This is a genomic window from Reyranella soli (assembly GCF_007992495.1).
GTDB lineage: Bacteria > Pseudomonadota > Alphaproteobacteria > Reyranellales > Reyranellaceae > Reyranella > Reyranella soli.
Genome location: NZ_BKAJ01000115.1, coordinates 1 through 17,087, shown reverse-complemented (window position 1 = coordinate 17,087; position 17,087 = coordinate 1). Strand labels below are relative to the sequence as shown.

Here is a 17,087-nt window from a genome sequence, read left to right as displayed (position 1 = left end):
TCTATTGCGGTGCGCCCGTTCCCTTGCTGGCGTTGTACATGTAGCAGCGGATCTTCCAGCCGCCTCCCGTGCGCCGGAAGATGACGAGGTCGTTGAACGACTCGGTGGCCTCCGCGCCTGTCGCAAGCGTCCTGATGCGGCCCTTGCTGGTCGCGCGTAGCCAGGCCATGTCGCCCGTCACCTCGGTCTCCTTGATCTCGAAGCCAAGATCGAGCTTCAGGGTCGCGAACACCTGCCGGTAGGCGGCGCGCAGCGCGTCCGTGCCGGTTGCGGCCGGCAGGTCGTCGCGGATGAACACGCCGTCGGCGGTGTAGAGCGCCACCAGCGCATCGGCCGTGCCCCAGCGCAGGCCGGCGGCATAACGCTGCATGATGGCGAGGAGCTGGGCAGAATCGTCCGACGGCTGGGCCCGGGCTCCGCTGCCGATCATGGCGACAGCGGCGCCGGCCAACAGGGCTCGCCGCGCAGTACGGCTAGGATCGGACACTAGATTCTCCCCTCCAGTGACCTCGGCATTGTAGCCCATTCATCAACCCACGCGCAGCAAGCGAAGCCGTGGGTCCAAAAGATCACGCAGGCCGTCGCCCAGCATGTTGAGGCCGAGCACGGCCAGCGCAATGGCGAGGCCTGGCCAGACAGCGAGCTCGGGCGCCTGGAAGATGTAGGTCTGGGCGTCGCGCAGCATGCGGCCCCACGACGGCACCGGCGGCTGCGCGCCCAGGCCGAGGTAGGAGAGGCCGGCTTCGGCCAGGATGGCGACGGCGAACTGGATGGTCGCCTGCACGATCAGGACGCTGGCGATGTTGGGCAGGACATGGCGCAGGGTGATGCCGACCGGCCCCTGACCCATGGCTGTTGCTGCGCGGACAAAATCGCGGCTCCACATGGCGAGCGCGGCGCCGCGGGTGACGCGGGCGAACACCGGGATGTTGAAGATGGCGATGGCCAGGATCGCATTCTGCGCGCTGGCGCCCAGCACCGAGGTGATCAGGATGGCGATCAGCACCGCGGGGAAGGCAAAGATCAGGTCGGAGGTGCGCGACAGCGCCTCATCGACCCAGCCGCCGCGCGCCGCGGCCCAGGCGCCGAGCGCGACACCAAGCGTGAGGCCGATGGCGACGGCAATCAGGCCGACCGTGATCGAGGTCTGCGCCCCCACCATGATGCGCGAAAGCACATCGCGGCCGAGATGGTCGGTGCCCAAAAGGTAGCTCGGCGACGACGGCGTCAGCTTGATGCGCATGTTGAGCGCATCGATGGGATGAGGCGTCCAGAGCAGCGAGACCAGGGCGGTGCCGACGAACAGCAGCAGCAGGACGGCACCCACCTGGAAGCCGACATGGCGCGAGGCGCGGGCGAAGAAGGTGTTCATGCCCGAATCCGCGGACGGGGGTCGAGCAAGGCGTAGGCGAGATCGACCAGCAGGTTGACCGTCAGCACCAGGATCGTGAACAGGATGACCACGTTCTTGATCACGATCAGGTCGCGGTTGTTGATCGAATCGTAGACCAGCTGGCCGACGCCGGGCAGGCGGAACACGCTTTCGATGATGACGGCGCCCGCCACCAGGAAGCCGGCGATCAGGCCGGCCACGGTCGTCACCGGGATCAGCGCATTGCGCAGCGCGTGATGGAACAGGACCCGGCGCTCGGTCGCCCCCTTGGCACGGGCGGTGCGGACATAGTCCTCGCGCAAGGTGTCGAGCATGGCCGAGCGCGTGACGCGCGTCAGGATCGCGATCTCTCCCAGAGACAGAGACAAAGCCGGCAGGATCAGCGCGTGCACCGATTTCAACGGCTCCTGCCAGCCCGGGAAGCCGCCGGCGGGGAACCATTGCCAGGTCACGGCGAAGGCCAGCACCAGCACGATGCCGAACCAGAAGTTCGGCACGGAGATGCCGATCTGCGTGAAGCCCATGACGCCCCAGTCGCCCGGCCGGCGATGCTTCCAGGCCGCGAACACACCGAGCGGGATGGCGACCAGCGCCGCCCAGCCGAGCGCCAGGGCGCTAAGCGGCAAGGTGACGACCAGGCGATCACCGATGAGCTTGGAGACCGAGGTGCCGTAGGCGTGGCTGTTGCCGAGGTTGAAGGTCAGCAGCCCGCCGATCCATTGCAGGTAGCGCGTGAGCAGCGGCTGGTCGAAGCCGTACTTGGCGCGTAGCGCCGCCAAGGTGTCGGGCCGCGCATCGGTGCCCAGCATGACCAGCGCCGGATCGCCGGGCAGGACTTCGACCACGGCGAACACCACGATGGTGGCGAGCACGAGAGTCACCAGCGCGGCGGCGAGGCGGCGGGAGAGGAATTCAAGCATCAGCAAGCCAGACGAAAGGTCCCTCGGCCTTCGGCCTCGGGATGACAGGGTGCTTCGTGATTAGCACCCGCTGTCACCCCGAGCGAAGCGAGGGGCCTTTGACACCGCAAGCCTATTTCCAATAAACGCCCGTCAGATCGACCTGCGGCGTCGGCGAGTTCTCCCACAGGCCGACCAGATCCTTCTTCCACACACCGATCTTGGCGAGCTGGAACAGGAAGCCGTTGACCGCGTCGCGCGAGACGATGCGCTGCGCCTCCTTCAGGAGCTCGTCGCGCTTGGTGAAGTCGGTGGCCGCCAGCACCTCGCGCCATTTGGCCTTGAACTCGGGCGAATCGTAGCCCCAGTAGTAGCCGTCGCGGGCATAGCGATCGAGGTCGTTGGCCTCGGTGTGGGCGACGATGGTGAGATCGTAGTTGCGCTCCTTGAAGACCTCGGACAGCCACTGCGGCCACTGCAGGCTGGAGATCGCGATCTTGATGCCGATCTTGCCCAGCTGGTTGGCCATCACCTCGCCGGCGCGCTGGGCGTAGCCCACCGGCGGCAGCTTGAGAGTCGCCTCGAAGCCGTTGGGATAGCCCGCTTCGGCCAGCAGCGCCTTGGCCTTGGCGATGTCGAAAGGATAGGTCTTGGTGAGGTCGACATAGGCCTTGTTGTGCGGCGCGAAGTGGCTGCCGATCGGCACGCCGTAGCCCGATTCCGCCGAGATCAACTCCTCGCGATTGATGGCATGCGCTATCGCCTGGCGCACTTTCAGGTCGTTGAAGGGCTTCTTGCCGTTGTTGGTCGCCAGGATCACCTCGCCCTCGGTGGTGCCGATCACCACGGCGAAGCGCGGATCCTTCTTCAGGCGCTCGACCAGCTCGGGCGCCTGGAAGCCCGGGAAGGCGTCGATGTCGCCGGCCAGCAGCGCGTTCACCTGCGCCGAGGGATCCTTGACGATCTTGAAGATCACGGTGTTGAGCTTGATCGAGCCCGGGTCGCGATAGGTCGGCGACTTCTCGAGCGTGATCGAATCGCCCTCCTTGCGCTCCTTGAACACGAACGGCCCAGTGCCGACCGGGCTCTTGTCGTTGGTCGGCGCGGTCTTGGGCGTCATGATCGCGGCATCGCCCAGGGACAGGCTGTAGAGCAGGAACGAGTTGGGCGACTTCAGCGTCACCTTCACTGTCGCCGGATCGACGATCTCGACCTTGTCGATGTCGGTGTAGAGCGACTTGGCGGGATTGGTCGAATCGGCCGCAAAAAGACGGTCGAGCGAGAACTTCACCATCGAAGCGTCGAACGGCTCGCCGTTGTGGAATGTCACGCCCGGGCGCAGCTTGAAGAGGTATTCCTTGCCGTCCTCGGAGATGCTCCAGCTCTCGGCCAGGCCCGGGCCGATGGCGCCGTTGCGATCGATGCGGCCGAGCGATTCGTAGATGCTGGGCGTCGTGACCTCGCGGATGGCGGCAGCGGCGTTCTTGGTCGGGTCGAGCACGGGCGGCTCGAGCGATATGCCGATCACCAGGCGGTCCTTGGCCGGGCCTTGCGCCCTTGCCTCAGAGATGAGGGCATCGGCGCCAAGCACCGACAAGGTCGCGAGTGCGCCCATCAGCGTACCAGCAGCGCCGAACAGATGACGGCGGGAAAGTGAGTCCACGGAAGTCCCTCCTCTGAAGCCAGACAAGTCTATCAGCGGCCGAACACGTCCCGCCAGCCACGCGCAGCACCCAGGGTCGCGGCCTCATAGACGCCGCGCGCCACGGCGCGAGCCAGGCAATCCGCAGCCAGCGTGCCGAGTTCGGCCAAGGTCAGATGATCGACAAACAGGTCGTGGCTGCCGGTCGCCACGACAAAGACCGTGTCGCCATCCTGCGGCGTATGCACCGGCCGGATCGAGCGCGCGAGCCCGTCCTGCGCCATCACCGCCAGACGATGGGCCGAGGCCTTGTCGAGGCGGGCGTTGGTGGCGACGACGGCGATGGTGGTGTTGGCGCGCGGATCGCTGCGCGCGGCGTCGGCGGGATCGTGGCTGAGATCGGCGCGGTCGTGGCTCACGGCGAGCGACAGGCCGTGCGATGGCGGCGGCAAGCCGCCGAATTCCTTGTTCTGCTCCAGCGCCCAGGCCCAGAATTGCGGCATGTCGCCCATGGTCGTGTAGCCGCGCGCGTTCACGGCCACCAGCGCGCCGACCTGGAGACCCGTCGTCGGATCGACCGCCGAGGCGCTGCCCAGCCCGCCCTTGAGGTTGCCGGCCTTGGCACCGAGACCGGCGCCTGTATTTCCCAGGGCGAAGTCGCGGGTGGCCTTGCCGGTCGCGCTATAGGCCATTTCGCGATAGGGCGGCCAGTCCCACTGCTTGTCGCCGCCGTTCAGCAGGTCGAACAGGATGGCGGTCGGCACGATCGGCACGACCACGTCGGCGATGGGCACGCCGCGGCCGTGCTCGCGCAGCCAACGCATGACGCCGTCGGTCGACGACAGGCCGAAGGCCGAGCCGCCCGAGAGACAGATCGCGTCGATCGCATCGACGCGGCACGACGGATCGAGCAGGTCGGTCTCGCGCGTGCCGGGCGCGCCACCACGCACATCGACCGAGGCCACCGACGGCCGCTCGCACAGCACGACGCTGACACCCGAGCGCAGGCGCTGGTCCTCCTCGTTGCCAACCAGGATACCGTCGACGTCGGTGATGAGGTTTCTGGAACCGGGACGCAGCATCACTTGTCACCCCGAGCGAAGCGAGGGGCCTTTAGGGCCACAGGAAAGGTCCCTCGCTGCGCTCGGGATGACAGTAGTCGCGTATCGGGCATCAGCGACATGTCAATCCAATTGCAGCGTCAGCGCCTTGAGATATGCCGTCTCGGGCAGGCCGGGATGGACCGGATGATCGAGCGCCGCGCCCGAGCTGCGCAGGATGCGGCCGGTGCGGCTGGCGTCACGCAGGCCGCGGCGAACCTGCTCGGCGAACAACGGCGGATCGACCAGATGCGAGCAGGAGGCGACGAAGAAGAAGCCGCCCTTGTTGACGAGCGGTGCGGCCAGCCGAACCAGCTTGCGATAGCCCTGCGTACCGGTCTTGAGGTCCTTGCGGCTTTTCACGAAGGCCGGCGGATCGCAGATCACGACGTCGAACTTCTTGCCGCCAAGCTTCTCCAGCGCGTCGAAGACCTCGCTCTTCTCGAACGACACGACCTTGTCGACGCCGTTCAGCGCAGCTGCGGCCTTCGCCGCATCGAGCGCGGGCTGGGAACGGTCGATGCACACCACCGACTTCGCGCCGCGTGCCGCCGCCAGCACGCCGAAGCCGCCGGAGTAGCTATAGACGTCGAGCACGCTCGCATCCTTCGCCAGGTCGGCCATGAAGCGACGATTGTCCCGCTGATCGTAGAACCAGCCGGTCTTCTGTCCGCCCGACAGGTCGGCCACGAACTTGGCGTTGTTCTCGACCAGCTCGACCGGCTGCTCGGCATCGCCCTTCACGACCGTCGTGCTGCGCTTCAGCCCTTCGAGCTCGCGCACCGGCGAATCGTTCTTGAGCACGATCGTCTTGGGCGACAGTTCGGCCTCCAGCGCCTCGAGCAGCACCGGCGTCAGCAGCTCCATGCCGGCGGTGTTCACCTGCACGACCAACGCATCGCCGAATCGATCGACGATCACGCCGGGCAGGCCATCGGCCTCGGCATGGATCAGCCGGTAGTACGGAACGCCGATCAAGCGGTCGCGCAACGCCGTCGCCTGGGCAAGCCGCCGGCCGAGGAAGAGGGCGTCGACCGTGGCCTCGGGATTGGTCGAGAGCAGCCGGGCCGCGATCAGCGAATGTGGGTTGAAGGTGACCAGGCCCAGCGCCTCGCCGCCCGGCGCGCGCAGGGTGGCGAGCGAGCCCGTCGGGATCGCCTTGGCGTCGGCGTCCATCAGAATCTCGTTGGAGAATACCCATGGGTGTCCGGCGCGCACGCGGCGATCCTCGCCGGCCCGCAGGATGACGCTGGGCAACTTCTTCTGTGCCAAAGACCTACTCTCCTAGGGCGACGCCGTCGCGGCGGGGATCAGCCCCGCCCTGCCAGCCGTCGCCGGTGCGGCGGACACCACTCAGGCCGCCGTCGTGCCGGCGGACTTGTACTTCATCGCCCAGCCCGCGCAAGGCGTCAGCCTGGGCCGCGATCGGGGTGCCGGCCTCGAGCTCGGTGGCGCCGTTCATGTTGATCAGGCGCGGCTGGGCGATGGCGTCCTGCATGGACATGTTCCAGTCCAAAAGGCCGATCACCGCCTGCAGCGTGTCGCCGATGATGCGCGCGCCGCCGGCCGAGCCCAGGGCGGCGAAAAGCTTGCGGTCGCGGTCGAGGATGATGGTGGGCGACATCGACGAGCGCGGCCGCTTGCCAGGCTCGACCCGGTTGGCCACCGGCCTGCCGTCGACCTCGGGCACGGCCGAGAAGTCGGTGAGCTCGTTGTTCAGCAAAAAGCCCCTCACCATGATGTGCGAGCCGAACGGCGCCTCGATGGTGGTGGTGAAGCTGACCGCATTGCCCCAGCGATCGACGATGGTGATGTGGCTGGTGCCGCGCTCGACATAGCCCGGCGGCACGCCGGGACCGACGACACCCATGCTGCGGTCGGGCGACATCAGCTTGCGGCGCTCGGCGAGATAGGCCGGCGACAGCAGCCCGGCCACGGGCACCTGGACGAACGCCGGATCGCCGACGTAACGATCGCGGTCGGCGAAGGCCAGCCGGCTCGCCTCGGCGATGAGATGCAGGGAGCGCAGGTCGTCGGGCTTGTCGCGCCACAACTCGAACGGCTCCAGCAGGCCCAGCACCTGCAGGATGGCGATGCCGCCCGACGACGGCGGCGGCATGCCGCAGACGATCCACACGCGATAGGGGCCGCACACCGGCTCGCGCTTGATCGGCTTGTAGTCGGCGAGGTCGGCCAGCGACAGCGTGCCCGGCCGCACATGCTTGTGCACCCGTTCGACCATCTCGCGCGCGATGTCGCCTTCGTAGAAAGCGCGCGCGCCCTGCTCGGCGATCAGTTGCATGGTGTCGGCCAGCGCCGGATTGACGATCCGCTCGCCCTGCTTCTTGGGCGAGCCGTCGGCGTTGAAATAGACCGCACGGATGTCGGGATCGGTGGTCGGCATGCGCTGCAGCCAGCCCGCCAGCCGCAGCGGTGTCGCGAAGCCCTCGCGCGCCTTGTCGATCGCCGGCTGGAACAGCGCGGCCCATGGCAGCTTGCCGTGCTCCTTGTGCGCCAGCTCGAGCATGGCGACCGCACCGGGCACGCCGACCGAGATGCCGGAGACGACGGCCGCCAGCATGCCGATCGGCTTGCCGTCCGCCCCCAGGAACATTTTAGGCGAGGCGCCCGCGGGCGCCGTCTCGCGGCCGTCATAGACGGTGATCGCCGAGGTGGCGCCGTCGTAGTGCAGCAGGAAGCCGCCGCCGCCGATGCCCGAGGCCTGCGGCTCCACGACGCCCAAAACCATCTGAACGGCGATCGCGGCATCGACCGCCGAGCCGCCGCGGCGCAGCACGTCCAGCCCCGCCTCGACCGCCATGGGATTGGCCGCCGCCACCATCGCCTGCGGCGCCGCGTGGCCTGCCGGGGCGAACCCCAGCAGCGCCAGCGCAACGACGGGCCACGCGCTTCCCAATCGAATGGAGCGGCGAACGTGATCGCGTTCGCCACGTCTCTTCAGAAATCGCCGCAAACCGTTGACGGCTCTGCTCGTTCGGACACTGGCGGCGGCCGGACGATGTCCGCTAAAAAGGGACAGCAACGACATGCGCGTTCCTCGGCGCGGCGATTTGAATTTGCGGCATTTCCGGTATTTCCGACAAGGGTCGTAGTGGTGCCTCGGAAGTCCACCCGCTAGCGATAGGGCTTGCCGGCGAATTTAGATAGTTAAGATAGTTTAGATGTTGGTTTTCGCCCGGAGCGCAGCCGCCGGGAGGCGAGTACCGACTATCGCTGAAGAGTAATTCGTAGCTGTCACCCCGAGCGAAGCGAGGGGCCTTTGAAGCCGAAGTAAAGGTCCCTCGCTGCGCTCGGGATGACATCGAGTCTGCGTCAGGCAACTGTGATTCCCGGTACGAGCGCACGGATCGGCGCCAGCAGTGCTGGCAAGTCCGTCGGTTCTGCGCCTGTTCGCCCAAACCCCTGTGCCGAGCTACCAGGCGCCTCGGGATCATGCGCGGCGCGCCACGATGAACAGCCGACGGAAGGGAAACAGCGTGATGCCGTCGGCGCGCGTCGGATAAGCCTCGGCCAGGAGCTTGGCGTAGGTCTCGTAGAAGGCGGCGCCCTCTTCCTTGCTCAAGGCCTCCATGTACGGTCGCAGCCCGGTGCCCGCGGTGTACTGCGCCACGGGATCCTTGCCGGTCAGGACCTGCTGGTAGATCGTTTCCCAGACTTCGAGATCGGAGCAGAGCGGCTTCAGCACGTCGTAGTAGCGCGCGGGCTCCCACACCGAGCGGATGCCGCCCACCTTGGCGAGCTTGTCGCGCCACGGGCTCATCTCGGCCGCCTTCTTCATCAGCGCGTGCGACGGCGCCTCGTGGTTGCGCGGCATCTGGATGGCGAGCTGGCCGCCCGACGGCAGCAACTCCAGCAACCCGGGGAAATAGTCGATGTGGTTCTCGACCCACTGATAGGCGGCGTTGCTGTAGAGGATGGCCGGCGGCACGTCCGGCTTGAACCGAGTCAGATCTCCTTTGGCAAAGCTGACGCGTGGATCGGTGGTCTGGCTGCGCGCCTTGGCAAGCATCTCCTCCGACGAATCGACGCCGATGACCGGCGGCCCGGGAAACCGCTCGGCCAGGATGCGCGAAATGTTGCCCGCGCCGCAGCCGAGGTCGTAGATCGCGTGTCCGGGACGCGCGGCATTGGCGGGATCGAGCCGGCCCATCAGGTCAAGCGCGGGCCGCAGGCGGGCGTCGACGAATTTCAGATAGAGGTTGGCGTCCCATATCGGAGCCTTGAGGGTCGGGGCCTTCTCGGTCGGCGCGGTCACGTCACATCTCCTCGAAAGCGGCATCGACAGGCACACGATAGGCCATGGCGATCTTGTTACCCTTCTGCGCCGCCAGCACGACGGCCATGAATTCCTCGTGCATCTCGTCGGTCATGCCCTTGGCGCGCGCCATGGTGCCGTGCGAGGCGATGCAATAGTCGCACTGATTGGCGATGCTGACCGCGAGATAAACTAATTCCTTGGTGAGCGGATCGAGCTTGCCCGGCGCGAAGGCCGCCTTCATTTCCTCTGCAAAGCGCTCCATCACGGCGGGGTGCTTCGCCAATGCCTTCCAGACATTGTTGATCTGAGCAGGATCGACCGTGCGGCGCTTGGCGATGTCCTCCACCACGGCTTTCGCGCGCGGGCTCATGTCCTTGTACTCGGTCAGCTTTGGCATGGAACACTCCTATCGAGGAGATAACTTAGGTTATCTCATATGTCAATACCAAGGTAATTATTGCGTCCCATAAAGGGCATCGGAGCGCATCAACCCCACAATGGATTGTAGCTTGGTCCGCAGCGATGCGGACGAGTGCAGTCACTGCCTGCATCGCACCGTCAGTCGACGGCCATGTTGTCGAGCAGCCGCACCGAGCCCAGGCGGGCGACGGCGAGGACCCGACGCGCGCGGCCTTCGACCGGCGCGTCGAGCGTTTCGGCATCACGCAGCCCGAGATAGTCAACGGCATCGAAGCCGGCCTGCAGCAACCTTGCGTTGCCTTCCTCGACATGCATCAAGCCGCGAGCGATTTCGCCTAAAACCTTGTTCAGCCGGCGCGCAACGGCGAGCTGCTCCGGCGTCAGATAGGCATTGCGCGACGACAGGGCGAGACCGTGATCGTCGCGCACCGTCGGCACCGGCAGGATGCGGCAGGGAATGTCGAGATCGCGGGCCATGCGCCGCATCACCAGCAGTTGCTGGTAGTCCTTCTCGCCAAAGGCCGCGATGTCGGGCGCGACCTGTATCAGGAGCTTCGCCACCACGGTCGCGACGCCGGCAAAATGTCCAGGCCGGAACGTCGCCTCGAGATCGGCGACGATCGTGCCCGAGGGAACGACCATCGTGGCGAATCCGTCGGGATAGATCTCCCCGACGGTCGGCAGGTAGGCGAGGTCGGCACCGACTTCCCCGAGCCTTTCGAGGTCGAGCGCTTCCTGGCGAGGATACTTGCTGAGGTCCTCGTTGGGACCGAACTGGGTCGGGTTGACGAAGATGCTGACCACGACATGGTCCGCACCCGCCTTGCGGGTTGCCTCCACCAGGGAGAGATGGCCCGCATGCAGGGCGCCCATGGTCGGTACCAGGCCGACGGTCTTGCCGGCAGCACGCCAACCGGCAACGACCTTGCGCATATCCGCGACACGCCGCGAAGTCTGGAGGCTCATTACGCACGCTGACCCTTGAAGACTTGCTCCGCTCGGTCGTAGGCCGCCGAGGCGCTGATGCCGATCGTCAGCATGCTTATCACCTCGGGCATGCGGCGCGCCAGCTGCTGAATCCGTGTGCTGGCCTGTCGATGCCCGCACAACCTACATAAGCTGCTGAGAAGATGTGAGAGTGGGACCCACTGAGACGGCGGCATGCTCGCTCCCCTTGTGATTCGTCAGATCCCGTCATCTCCGATCAGTCAGACAATCCCCGCGCAGCGTAGATCTCTTGAAAATGACGTCTCAAATCGGTTGGTATTTCGACGATGCCACACCGAATGTCCCGGCCCAGATGGGCGAGTGGCAGCCATCGTAGTTCAGGTGCGAGCGATGGGAGCAAATGACCGCAGAACTCATTGAGTTCTGCGACATGATCGTGCGGTTCCTGCTGATCCTGCCTACGGTTGAAGGCGTCTATCCGCGCCAGGAGCTCGCCTTCTTTCAAGAGCCCGCTATACTCGTCCCAGTTGGCAATCTTCCAATACTCTATGTATTGCAGGCCCTCCTCATATTTGATTGTGCGCCACAAGAACTCCGTCTCGCCGATCATGCGAAGTAACCCATCCGCTTCCGGTGGACGATTATCGGTAAGCCAAAACTTCGTCGCCGAGAGCATCGCCTGCTCTGCGCGAGCGGCATCCGCTATCTCTTCATGGCGAGGATCCTGTCTCGGCAGATCATGTCGTCGCGCCAGGCGCTTGAGAATTGTCCTGCACGACCGGGCATCGAGGGAAGTATGCTGCGAACAAAAATAGGTGGCTTGACCTAGCGTGGCTTCGTCGCTCGCAAAGGCGGCGAATGCGGCTAGGCATTTGACGTTGGCCGTGAACCTCGCCAGTACCGCCGGCAACACGGGCGACAGGGCGTCAAGGTAGTCAACCAGATCGAGCTTCTTGTAGTAAGCACTTCCCGTCATATTCTGGTGCACTCCACAGCGGCTGGTCGAAATCTACCAGCGATTTCGAGGAAGTCGGTCGGGGTCATCTTGTAAACTTCATCGACCGCCCGTCGGCGTTCACTTCGCTCGACGTCGGTCTTCACCCCCTGCAGCTCGGTGAGGTGGCGCTCGATCTTGCTGTCGAGCGTCGCGCGCTTGGCCGTCCGTTCTGCGTAATGACAAGGGTTCGGCCACCGTTGTTGGCAGGCAACAACGTGTCCATCAATCCGGCTCTGTAGAGAGAGTACAGCGGCGTTACATCGACAAAAAGGTAGGAAGTCATCTTCGCTCCCAGTCTGTCAGACTCGTCGTTCGAGAACTCAGCGATCGTCAACGTAGCTGTCGCGGGCCCCGTCGTGTTCAGGCTGATAGACGACGTAAATCTCCGGGTATTTCTCCCTTAGATGTCGCGAGACAGTGCGCCGTCCGCCAGCGACATCGTCGGCCAACTTCTTTGCGACCATCGATGACAGGAAGGAGTCGAGACCGCGAAACAGAACATACTGTCGTGGAGCGAGAACGCGATCGTAGTAGTCTCTTCCATAGACCTTCTGCAGCATGCCATGAAAGCTCAGCATTCCTTTGCCCCAGGCGTCGAGGCCGGCGCAAAAGCGATCATCCGCCAGGTACTCGGCTATCTGTTCCTCTGAGCGTTCCATCCAATAATCAAGGTAATCGTCTTCGTCGGCGCTCCTCACGGTAAAGGAGGCCTCGCGCAGGGGATGGTCCACGGCAAAGTCGTTCGTCTTGCGGCTGACTCTTTCGCGGTAGGCAGCGAGAGATTCACGCGTGACATTTGGAAAGAGGTCTGGATAGAGAGCGGCCCGCTGGTCCGGACGCTTGTCGTCCGACACATGACGCGGATCAGTGGCAGGCAAGCATTGGCAATAAAACGCAATCCTGATGCAATCGACAGCTTCGTTGTCAGCCAATGCTGGAAGAGGTTCGGTTCGATGCTGCACAAAATACCGGGCCGCGTAGCCCAGCGGAGCAGTGGGGGCCCAGATGTAACGAGCGATACACGCCAGAAAGAGGTCCTGTTTCGACAACTCAAGCAGCGTTGCGCGATCGATACCGCACACCGCAAGAATGTAGTCGACGAAGTCGAGCACAGGCGAGAGAGGCAGCGCACCGCGCCGCGCGGCGACCCTTTGGACGTAGCTCGGCTCAGGCATTGACGGCTCCAGGGCTGAGGCGAAGGGCTCTCAGCCCCGGTACGCTCGATCAATACATATGCTGGCCGCCGTTGATCGACAGCGTCGAGCCGGTGATGAAGCCGGCATCGTCGGCGATCAGGAACATCACGCCGCGCGCGATCTCGTCGGCCTTGCCGAGGCGGCCGACCGGGATCTTGGCGACGATCTTCTCCAGCACGTTTGCCGGCACGGCCGCGACCATGTCGGTCTCGGTGTAGCCCGGCGCGATCGCATTGACGGTGATGCCCTTGGAAGCGCCTTCCTGGGCCAGCGCCTTGGTGAAGCCGTGGATGCCCGACTTGGCGGCGGCGTAGTTGACCTGGCCGTACTGGCCGCCCTGGCCGTTGATCGAGCCGATATTGACGATGCGGCCGAAGCCGCGCGTGTTCATGCCTTCCCACACCGCCTTCGACATGTTGAAGCAGGAGCCGAGGTTGGTGTCGATGACCTGGTCCCACATGTCGCGCGTGAGTCGGCGCATGGTCGAATCGCGGGTGATGCCGGCATTGTTCACCAGGACCTCGGCCGGCCCGAGATCCTTTTCGATCTGGGCGACGCCCGCCTGGCAGGCGGCGAAGTCGCAAGCATCGAACTTGTAGACGGCGATGCCGGTTTCGGCCTTGAACTTCTGGGCGGCGGCGTCGTTGCCGGCGTAGGTGGCGGCCACCTTGTAGCCCTTGTCCTTCAGCATGCGCGACACGGCGGCGCCGATGCCGCGGGTTCCGCCTGTCACGATCGCTACACGTTCGGCCATGGAGTCCTCCCTTACGTTACCGCGGACCCACTCTAGCGCGTTCTACGACAGAGGGAATTGCCGGGCGTTGCCGGATAACGACGCGGACGCAGCCGGTCATAGAACGGCAACCATGAAGCCCTTCACTGCCCTGCTCGGCGCCGCCGCCGGGACCCATGCCGCCGACCAACTGGCGCTCGCCACCCTGCCGCTCACGGCAACGCTCGTGCTGGGCGCCGGACCGGACATCCTCGGCCTGCTGGTCGCGGCGCAATCTGCAGCCTGGCTGCTGGTCACCCTGCCGGCCGGCGCCTGGGCCGATCGCATGTCGCGGCGCACACTGCTGATCATCGGACTGGCGCTGGGGCTCGCGGCCTCGGTCGTCGCCGTGATCGCCGCCGCCGCCGGCATCACCGGCCTGCTGGGCATCGCTGCCTTCATCGGCGCCTCGGGCACCGTGGTCTACATGCTGACCTCGATGTCGCTGCTGCCGAGCCTGGTGCCGGCGGCCGACCTGCCGCGTTCCAACGCCCGCCTCGAGTTGGCGCGCGCCATCGTCAGCCTGGCGGCGCCGTTCGTCGCCGGCCTGCTGGCCCAGCACCTGTCGCCGACCTGGGGCTATGCGCTCGCCGCTCTCGGCGCCGCGGTGGCCCTCGCCTGCATCATCGCGCTGCCCAAGGCGGCCGCGCCGACTGGCGACCAGCGGCCGTCGATGGCCGCCGCCATCCAGGCCGGCGCGCGCTTCGTCGTGCGCCACGAGCTGCTGCGCGGCATCAGCCTGTGCGCGATCTTCTGGAACTTCGCCTTCTTCGCCCTGCTCGCCGTCTGGGCGCCGCTGGCGCTCAACCTGCTCAAGCTCGATCCGGCCAGCATGGGCCTCGCCCAGTCGGCCTACGGCGCGGGCCTGATCCTGGGCGCCCTGGTCGCACCGATCTCGTCCAAGCGCCTGCCGCCGCTCGCCACCCTTATCTTTGGCCCGGCCGTGTCGGTGATCGCCGCCGCCCTGTTCCTGATGGCGCCATCAGGCAATGGCTTCGCCTTCGCGGCAGCGGGCCACTTCCTGGTCGGCTTCGGCCCGATGCTGTGGCTGATCTGCCAGACCACGGTGCGCCAGCTCGTGACGCCGGCGCCGATGCTGGGCCGGGTCAACGCCACGGTGCAGACGGCGATCTACGGCGTGCGGCCTCTGGGCGCGCTGGCCGGCGGCATGGTCGCCGCCCACGCGGGGCTGCAGGCGGCGCTGCTGCTGATCGCGGTGTCGTTCGTGCTCTCGACACTGGTGATCGTGCTGTCGCCGCTGGCGCGGCTGCGGGCGCTACCGCAGCCGGTGGCGGCGTAGCCTGGCGCAGCCGATGCTCGCGTCGGAGTACCGCTGGCGGACTGATCACCAGAAATCGGCATAGGCGGTGTAGTGAAAAAAGTAGGTATTGACCGCGCTGCTGGCTGTGGCTCCGAGAAAGCCCGTCGGACCCGCTTGTTCCACGATCATGCCCGAGGCATTGTCGGTCCATGTTGGGCCGTTGTTCCGGATGCTCATCACAGCGCCGGTGTTGCCCACGCGGTCCCAGAACTTGAGCGTCGGCGTGGTACGCATCTCGGTGTCGAAGGTGACACCAATTCCCCCACCGGGGTTGTTTGACTGAAAACTACCCCACATGCCTCCGAGCGCCGGCAGCGCGCTCACGTTGGTGCCGGGTGTGATTCCATTCGGATAGGTCGAGCGGTAGTAGCGCTTGGAGCGCTGAAGCTCCGCTGCCACGTTCGGCAGTTCCGGAATCGGTGGAGAGCTGTTCAGCCCAATTGAAAGGCCCGGTGTCACGCGTACCTCGGCAGCAATGACCTGGACGTACTTGGAGTTCGATGAGAAATTGTTGCCGAAGTCGATCTTCACTTCATACCCGTTCACCGCACCGGCATTAGCGTTGAAGGTATAAGCAACAGTGGTCCATGCACCATTGGCGCACGGCTGCAGATTCGTCGCGGCCAGGTCGGCGGTGGGACTGGTCCAGGTGTCTGCAGTGCCGACATAACGTGTCGCCAATGTCGGCGTGATCGAAGCGCCGGTGTTGTTGAACACCGCCATCTGGAAGGTAACAGTCTTGCCCCCGAGCTGGGCAGCATCGAAGCTCTCGATGGCCCAATCATCAAGCCACGCACTATTCCCGTCCCAGGCTATCGATTTCCCCTGATCTGTGTTGAATGTGCCATTAACAATGGCATCTACACGCCCGATGAAGCGCCTAACAAAATGCGGTAAGGGAACGCAATGGAAGGTTGCCCGACCAAAGTTTTGTTTGAGGAGTACGATCCGTCTACTGGGTATGTCTTGGCGTTTCGTGAGCTCAGCCCCCCTGAAATTCTTGAGGTAGGAAGGCTCATTTCGAAGGATTTGCTGGGCGACGAAGTCATCACACTCGACCAAGGGCAGGCGGCTAGAATTGGCGCGCTAGTCAACTTTATCTCTCAGTCGAAGGATGCTTCATTTCAGATTCAGACAATTGCACTACCTAAGGACCTGCCATATTTGAATCATGCAAACAGGGAATTGGCTTTGATGCGGGCAGGCAAGAAGCCATTGTCGGTCTTTTCGGGCTGGGAAATATCCGAGATAGAGAGAGATATATATTCCAGGTTGTTTGATCCCTTGGTCAATGAGGGGATATTTGTAAGACAGGAATATCAGTTTTCCGGCGGTGGGCGGTTGGTAGAGGGATCTCGCTTTGAGAAGAATTTTGCCCTCCTCTATGCATTGAAGCAGGAGAGCTGGCGAATTCCCGCATATCGGATGTTGCGCAATTCAGCTGCGCGCTCAGGGGGTTGGAGCAACGACTACGAACGCCTTTTCGGAACGTTGTTAGGTTACAATGATGAAGAGAATGACGCGTGGTTGAGGCGGCGGACCCTGAATGGTCTCAGATGGGGTTACGCGACCCTATACGTGTGCATCCCGATCCATCTGAGATTTCTAGCTATTGATAAGCTTCTCGCAGGCCTCTTCTCGGAGGGCAGAAGTTCAATTGATATCTACATTTCTGAAGAAGGCATCGAGCCTGTCCTCAATCGCCTGGAAAATCTGGATCAAAGAAACGTACTCTTGGCCCGCGTTCACATGTCTTACCGCTATTTGAGTTCCTTTTATGCCTTGTCGCAGAATTTGGGAGATCAGTTTGGACCGTTCAAAGTAGATGAAAATAACGTCTCCGAAGTCGCGTCGATCTTGGAGGGGCCTCCCGAAATCTTGGACACGATAGTCGGTGACGTTGCCGCCGGCATTTAATCCAGGTTGGACTAGTGCGGTCCTGGCAGGACGATCACGGCGTTTCTTAGATCAGCTGCTGAAGTATTTTTGAACGTACCGGTCGGCTGAGGAGGCATCGCTCAACATAAGCGACGCCGTTGCACTAAGTGTGCGTTGACATCCATTCGTTCTTCGACCCCTGGGGTCGGTGTATTTTTAAGCCGGTGACCGGGGTCTCACGG

At 64.3% G+C, this 17,087-nt stretch carries 16 protein-coding genes; 2 read left to right on the top strand and 14 right to left on the bottom strand.

The features are described from left to right. Nucleotide 1: 1 nt before the first annotated feature. The 13 genes from RSO01_RS30585 to phbB all read right to left on the bottom strand — a co-directional run bounded on the left by RSO01_RS30585 (nt 2) and on the right by phbB (nt 13,628). The gene (locus RSO01_RS30585) at nt 2-487 is read right to left on the bottom strand and encodes a YybH family protein (RefSeq protein ID WP_170303478.1); all 486 of its coding nucleotides are present in this window, start codon (nt 485-487) and stop codon (nt 2-4) included. Nucleotides 488-529: 42 nt separating this feature from the next. Beyond that, nucleotides 530-1,372, bottom strand: coding sequence for an ABC transporter permease (locus RSO01_RS30580; protein ID WP_147154356.1), 843 nt, complete (start codon nt 1,370-1,372; stop codon nt 530-532). Continuing rightward, nucleotides 1,369-2,313, bottom strand: a complete 945-nt coding sequence (locus tag RSO01_RS30575; RefSeq protein WP_147154355.1) for an ABC transporter permease — start codon at nt 2,311-2,313, stop codon at nt 1,369-1,371. The genes RSO01_RS30580 and RSO01_RS30575 overlap by 4 nt, the downstream gene beginning before the upstream one ends. A 112-nt stretch (nt 2,314-2,425) precedes the next feature. Next, on the bottom strand, nt 2,426-3,955 hold the full coding sequence (locus RSO01_RS30570; protein WP_308933101.1) for an ABC transporter substrate-binding protein: 1,530 nt from the start codon (nt 3,953-3,955) through the stop codon (nt 2,426-2,428). 32 nt (nt 3,956-3,987) lie between these two features. Further along, nucleotides 3,988-5,016, bottom strand: coding sequence for a P1 family peptidase (locus RSO01_RS30565; RefSeq protein WP_147154354.1), 1,029 nt, complete (start codon nt 5,014-5,016; stop codon nt 3,988-3,990). A gap of 102 nt (nt 5,017-5,118) precedes the next feature. After that, nucleotides 5,119-6,306: a class I SAM-dependent rRNA methyltransferase gene (locus RSO01_RS30560; RefSeq protein ID WP_218037511.1), complete on the bottom strand. Its 1,188-nt coding sequence runs from the start codon at nt 6,304-6,306 to the stop codon at nt 5,119-5,121. A 4-nt stretch (nt 6,307-6,310) separates the two neighbouring features. Further along, the gene (gene ggt, locus RSO01_RS30555) at nt 6,311-7,951 is read right to left on the bottom strand and encodes a gamma-glutamyltransferase (RefSeq protein ID WP_170303477.1); all 1,641 of its coding nucleotides are present in this window, start codon (nt 7,949-7,951) and stop codon (nt 6,311-6,313) included. A gap of 534 nt (nt 7,952-8,485) precedes the next feature. Beyond that, nucleotides 8,486-9,310: a methyltransferase domain-containing protein gene (locus RSO01_RS30550; protein WP_218037510.1), complete on the bottom strand. Its 825-nt coding sequence runs from the start codon at nt 9,308-9,310 to the stop codon at nt 8,486-8,488. A 1-nt stretch (nt 9,311) separates the two neighbouring features. Beyond that, on the bottom strand, nt 9,312-9,710 hold the full coding sequence (locus RSO01_RS30545; protein ID WP_147154351.1) for a carboxymuconolactone decarboxylase family protein: 399 nt from the start codon (nt 9,708-9,710) through the stop codon (nt 9,312-9,314). Between the two features lie 161 nt (nt 9,711-9,871). Further along, on the bottom strand, nt 9,872-10,699 hold the full coding sequence (gene panC, locus RSO01_RS30540; RefSeq protein ID WP_147154350.1) for a pantoate--beta-alanine ligase: 828 nt from the start codon (nt 10,697-10,699) through the stop codon (nt 9,872-9,874). Between the two features lie 238 nt (nt 10,700-10,937). Beyond that, complete coding sequence (locus tag RSO01_RS30535; RefSeq protein ID WP_147154349.1) at nt 10,938-11,657, bottom strand: hypothetical protein; 720 nt, start codon at nt 11,655-11,657, stop codon at nt 10,938-10,940. Between the two features lie 341 nt (nt 11,658-11,998). After that, nucleotides 11,999-12,853, bottom strand: a complete 855-nt coding sequence (locus tag RSO01_RS30530; protein ID WP_147154348.1) for a hypothetical protein — start codon at nt 12,851-12,853, stop codon at nt 11,999-12,001. A gap of 49 nt (nt 12,854-12,902) precedes the next feature. Next, complete coding sequence (gene phbB / locus RSO01_RS30525; protein ID WP_147154347.1) at nt 12,903-13,628, bottom strand: acetoacetyl-CoA reductase; 726 nt, start codon at nt 13,626-13,628, stop codon at nt 12,903-12,905. Between the two features lie 112 nt (nt 13,629-13,740). On the opposite strand from phbB, the gene RSO01_RS30520 reads away from it, so the two are divergent. Next, the gene (locus RSO01_RS30520; protein WP_170303476.1) at nt 13,741-14,946 is read left to right on the top strand and encodes an MFS transporter; all 1,206 of its coding nucleotides are present in this window, start codon (nt 13,741-13,743) and stop codon (nt 14,944-14,946) included. Between the two features lie 45 nt (nt 14,947-14,991). On the opposite strand, the gene RSO01_RS30515 is transcribed toward RSO01_RS30520, so the two are convergent. Beyond that, a complete protein-coding gene (locus RSO01_RS30515) occupies nt 14,992-15,690 on the bottom strand; it encodes a hypothetical protein (protein ID WP_147154345.1) in 699 nt (232 codons plus the stop codon). Nucleotides 15,691-15,873: 183 nt separating this feature from the next. Between RSO01_RS30515 and RSO01_RS30510 the strand changes: the two genes are divergently transcribed. Then, on the top strand, nt 15,874-16,884 hold the full coding sequence (locus tag RSO01_RS30510) for a hypothetical protein (protein WP_147154344.1): 1,011 nt from the start codon (nt 15,874-15,876) through the stop codon (nt 16,882-16,884). Nucleotides 16,885-17,087 lie beyond the last annotated feature (203 nt).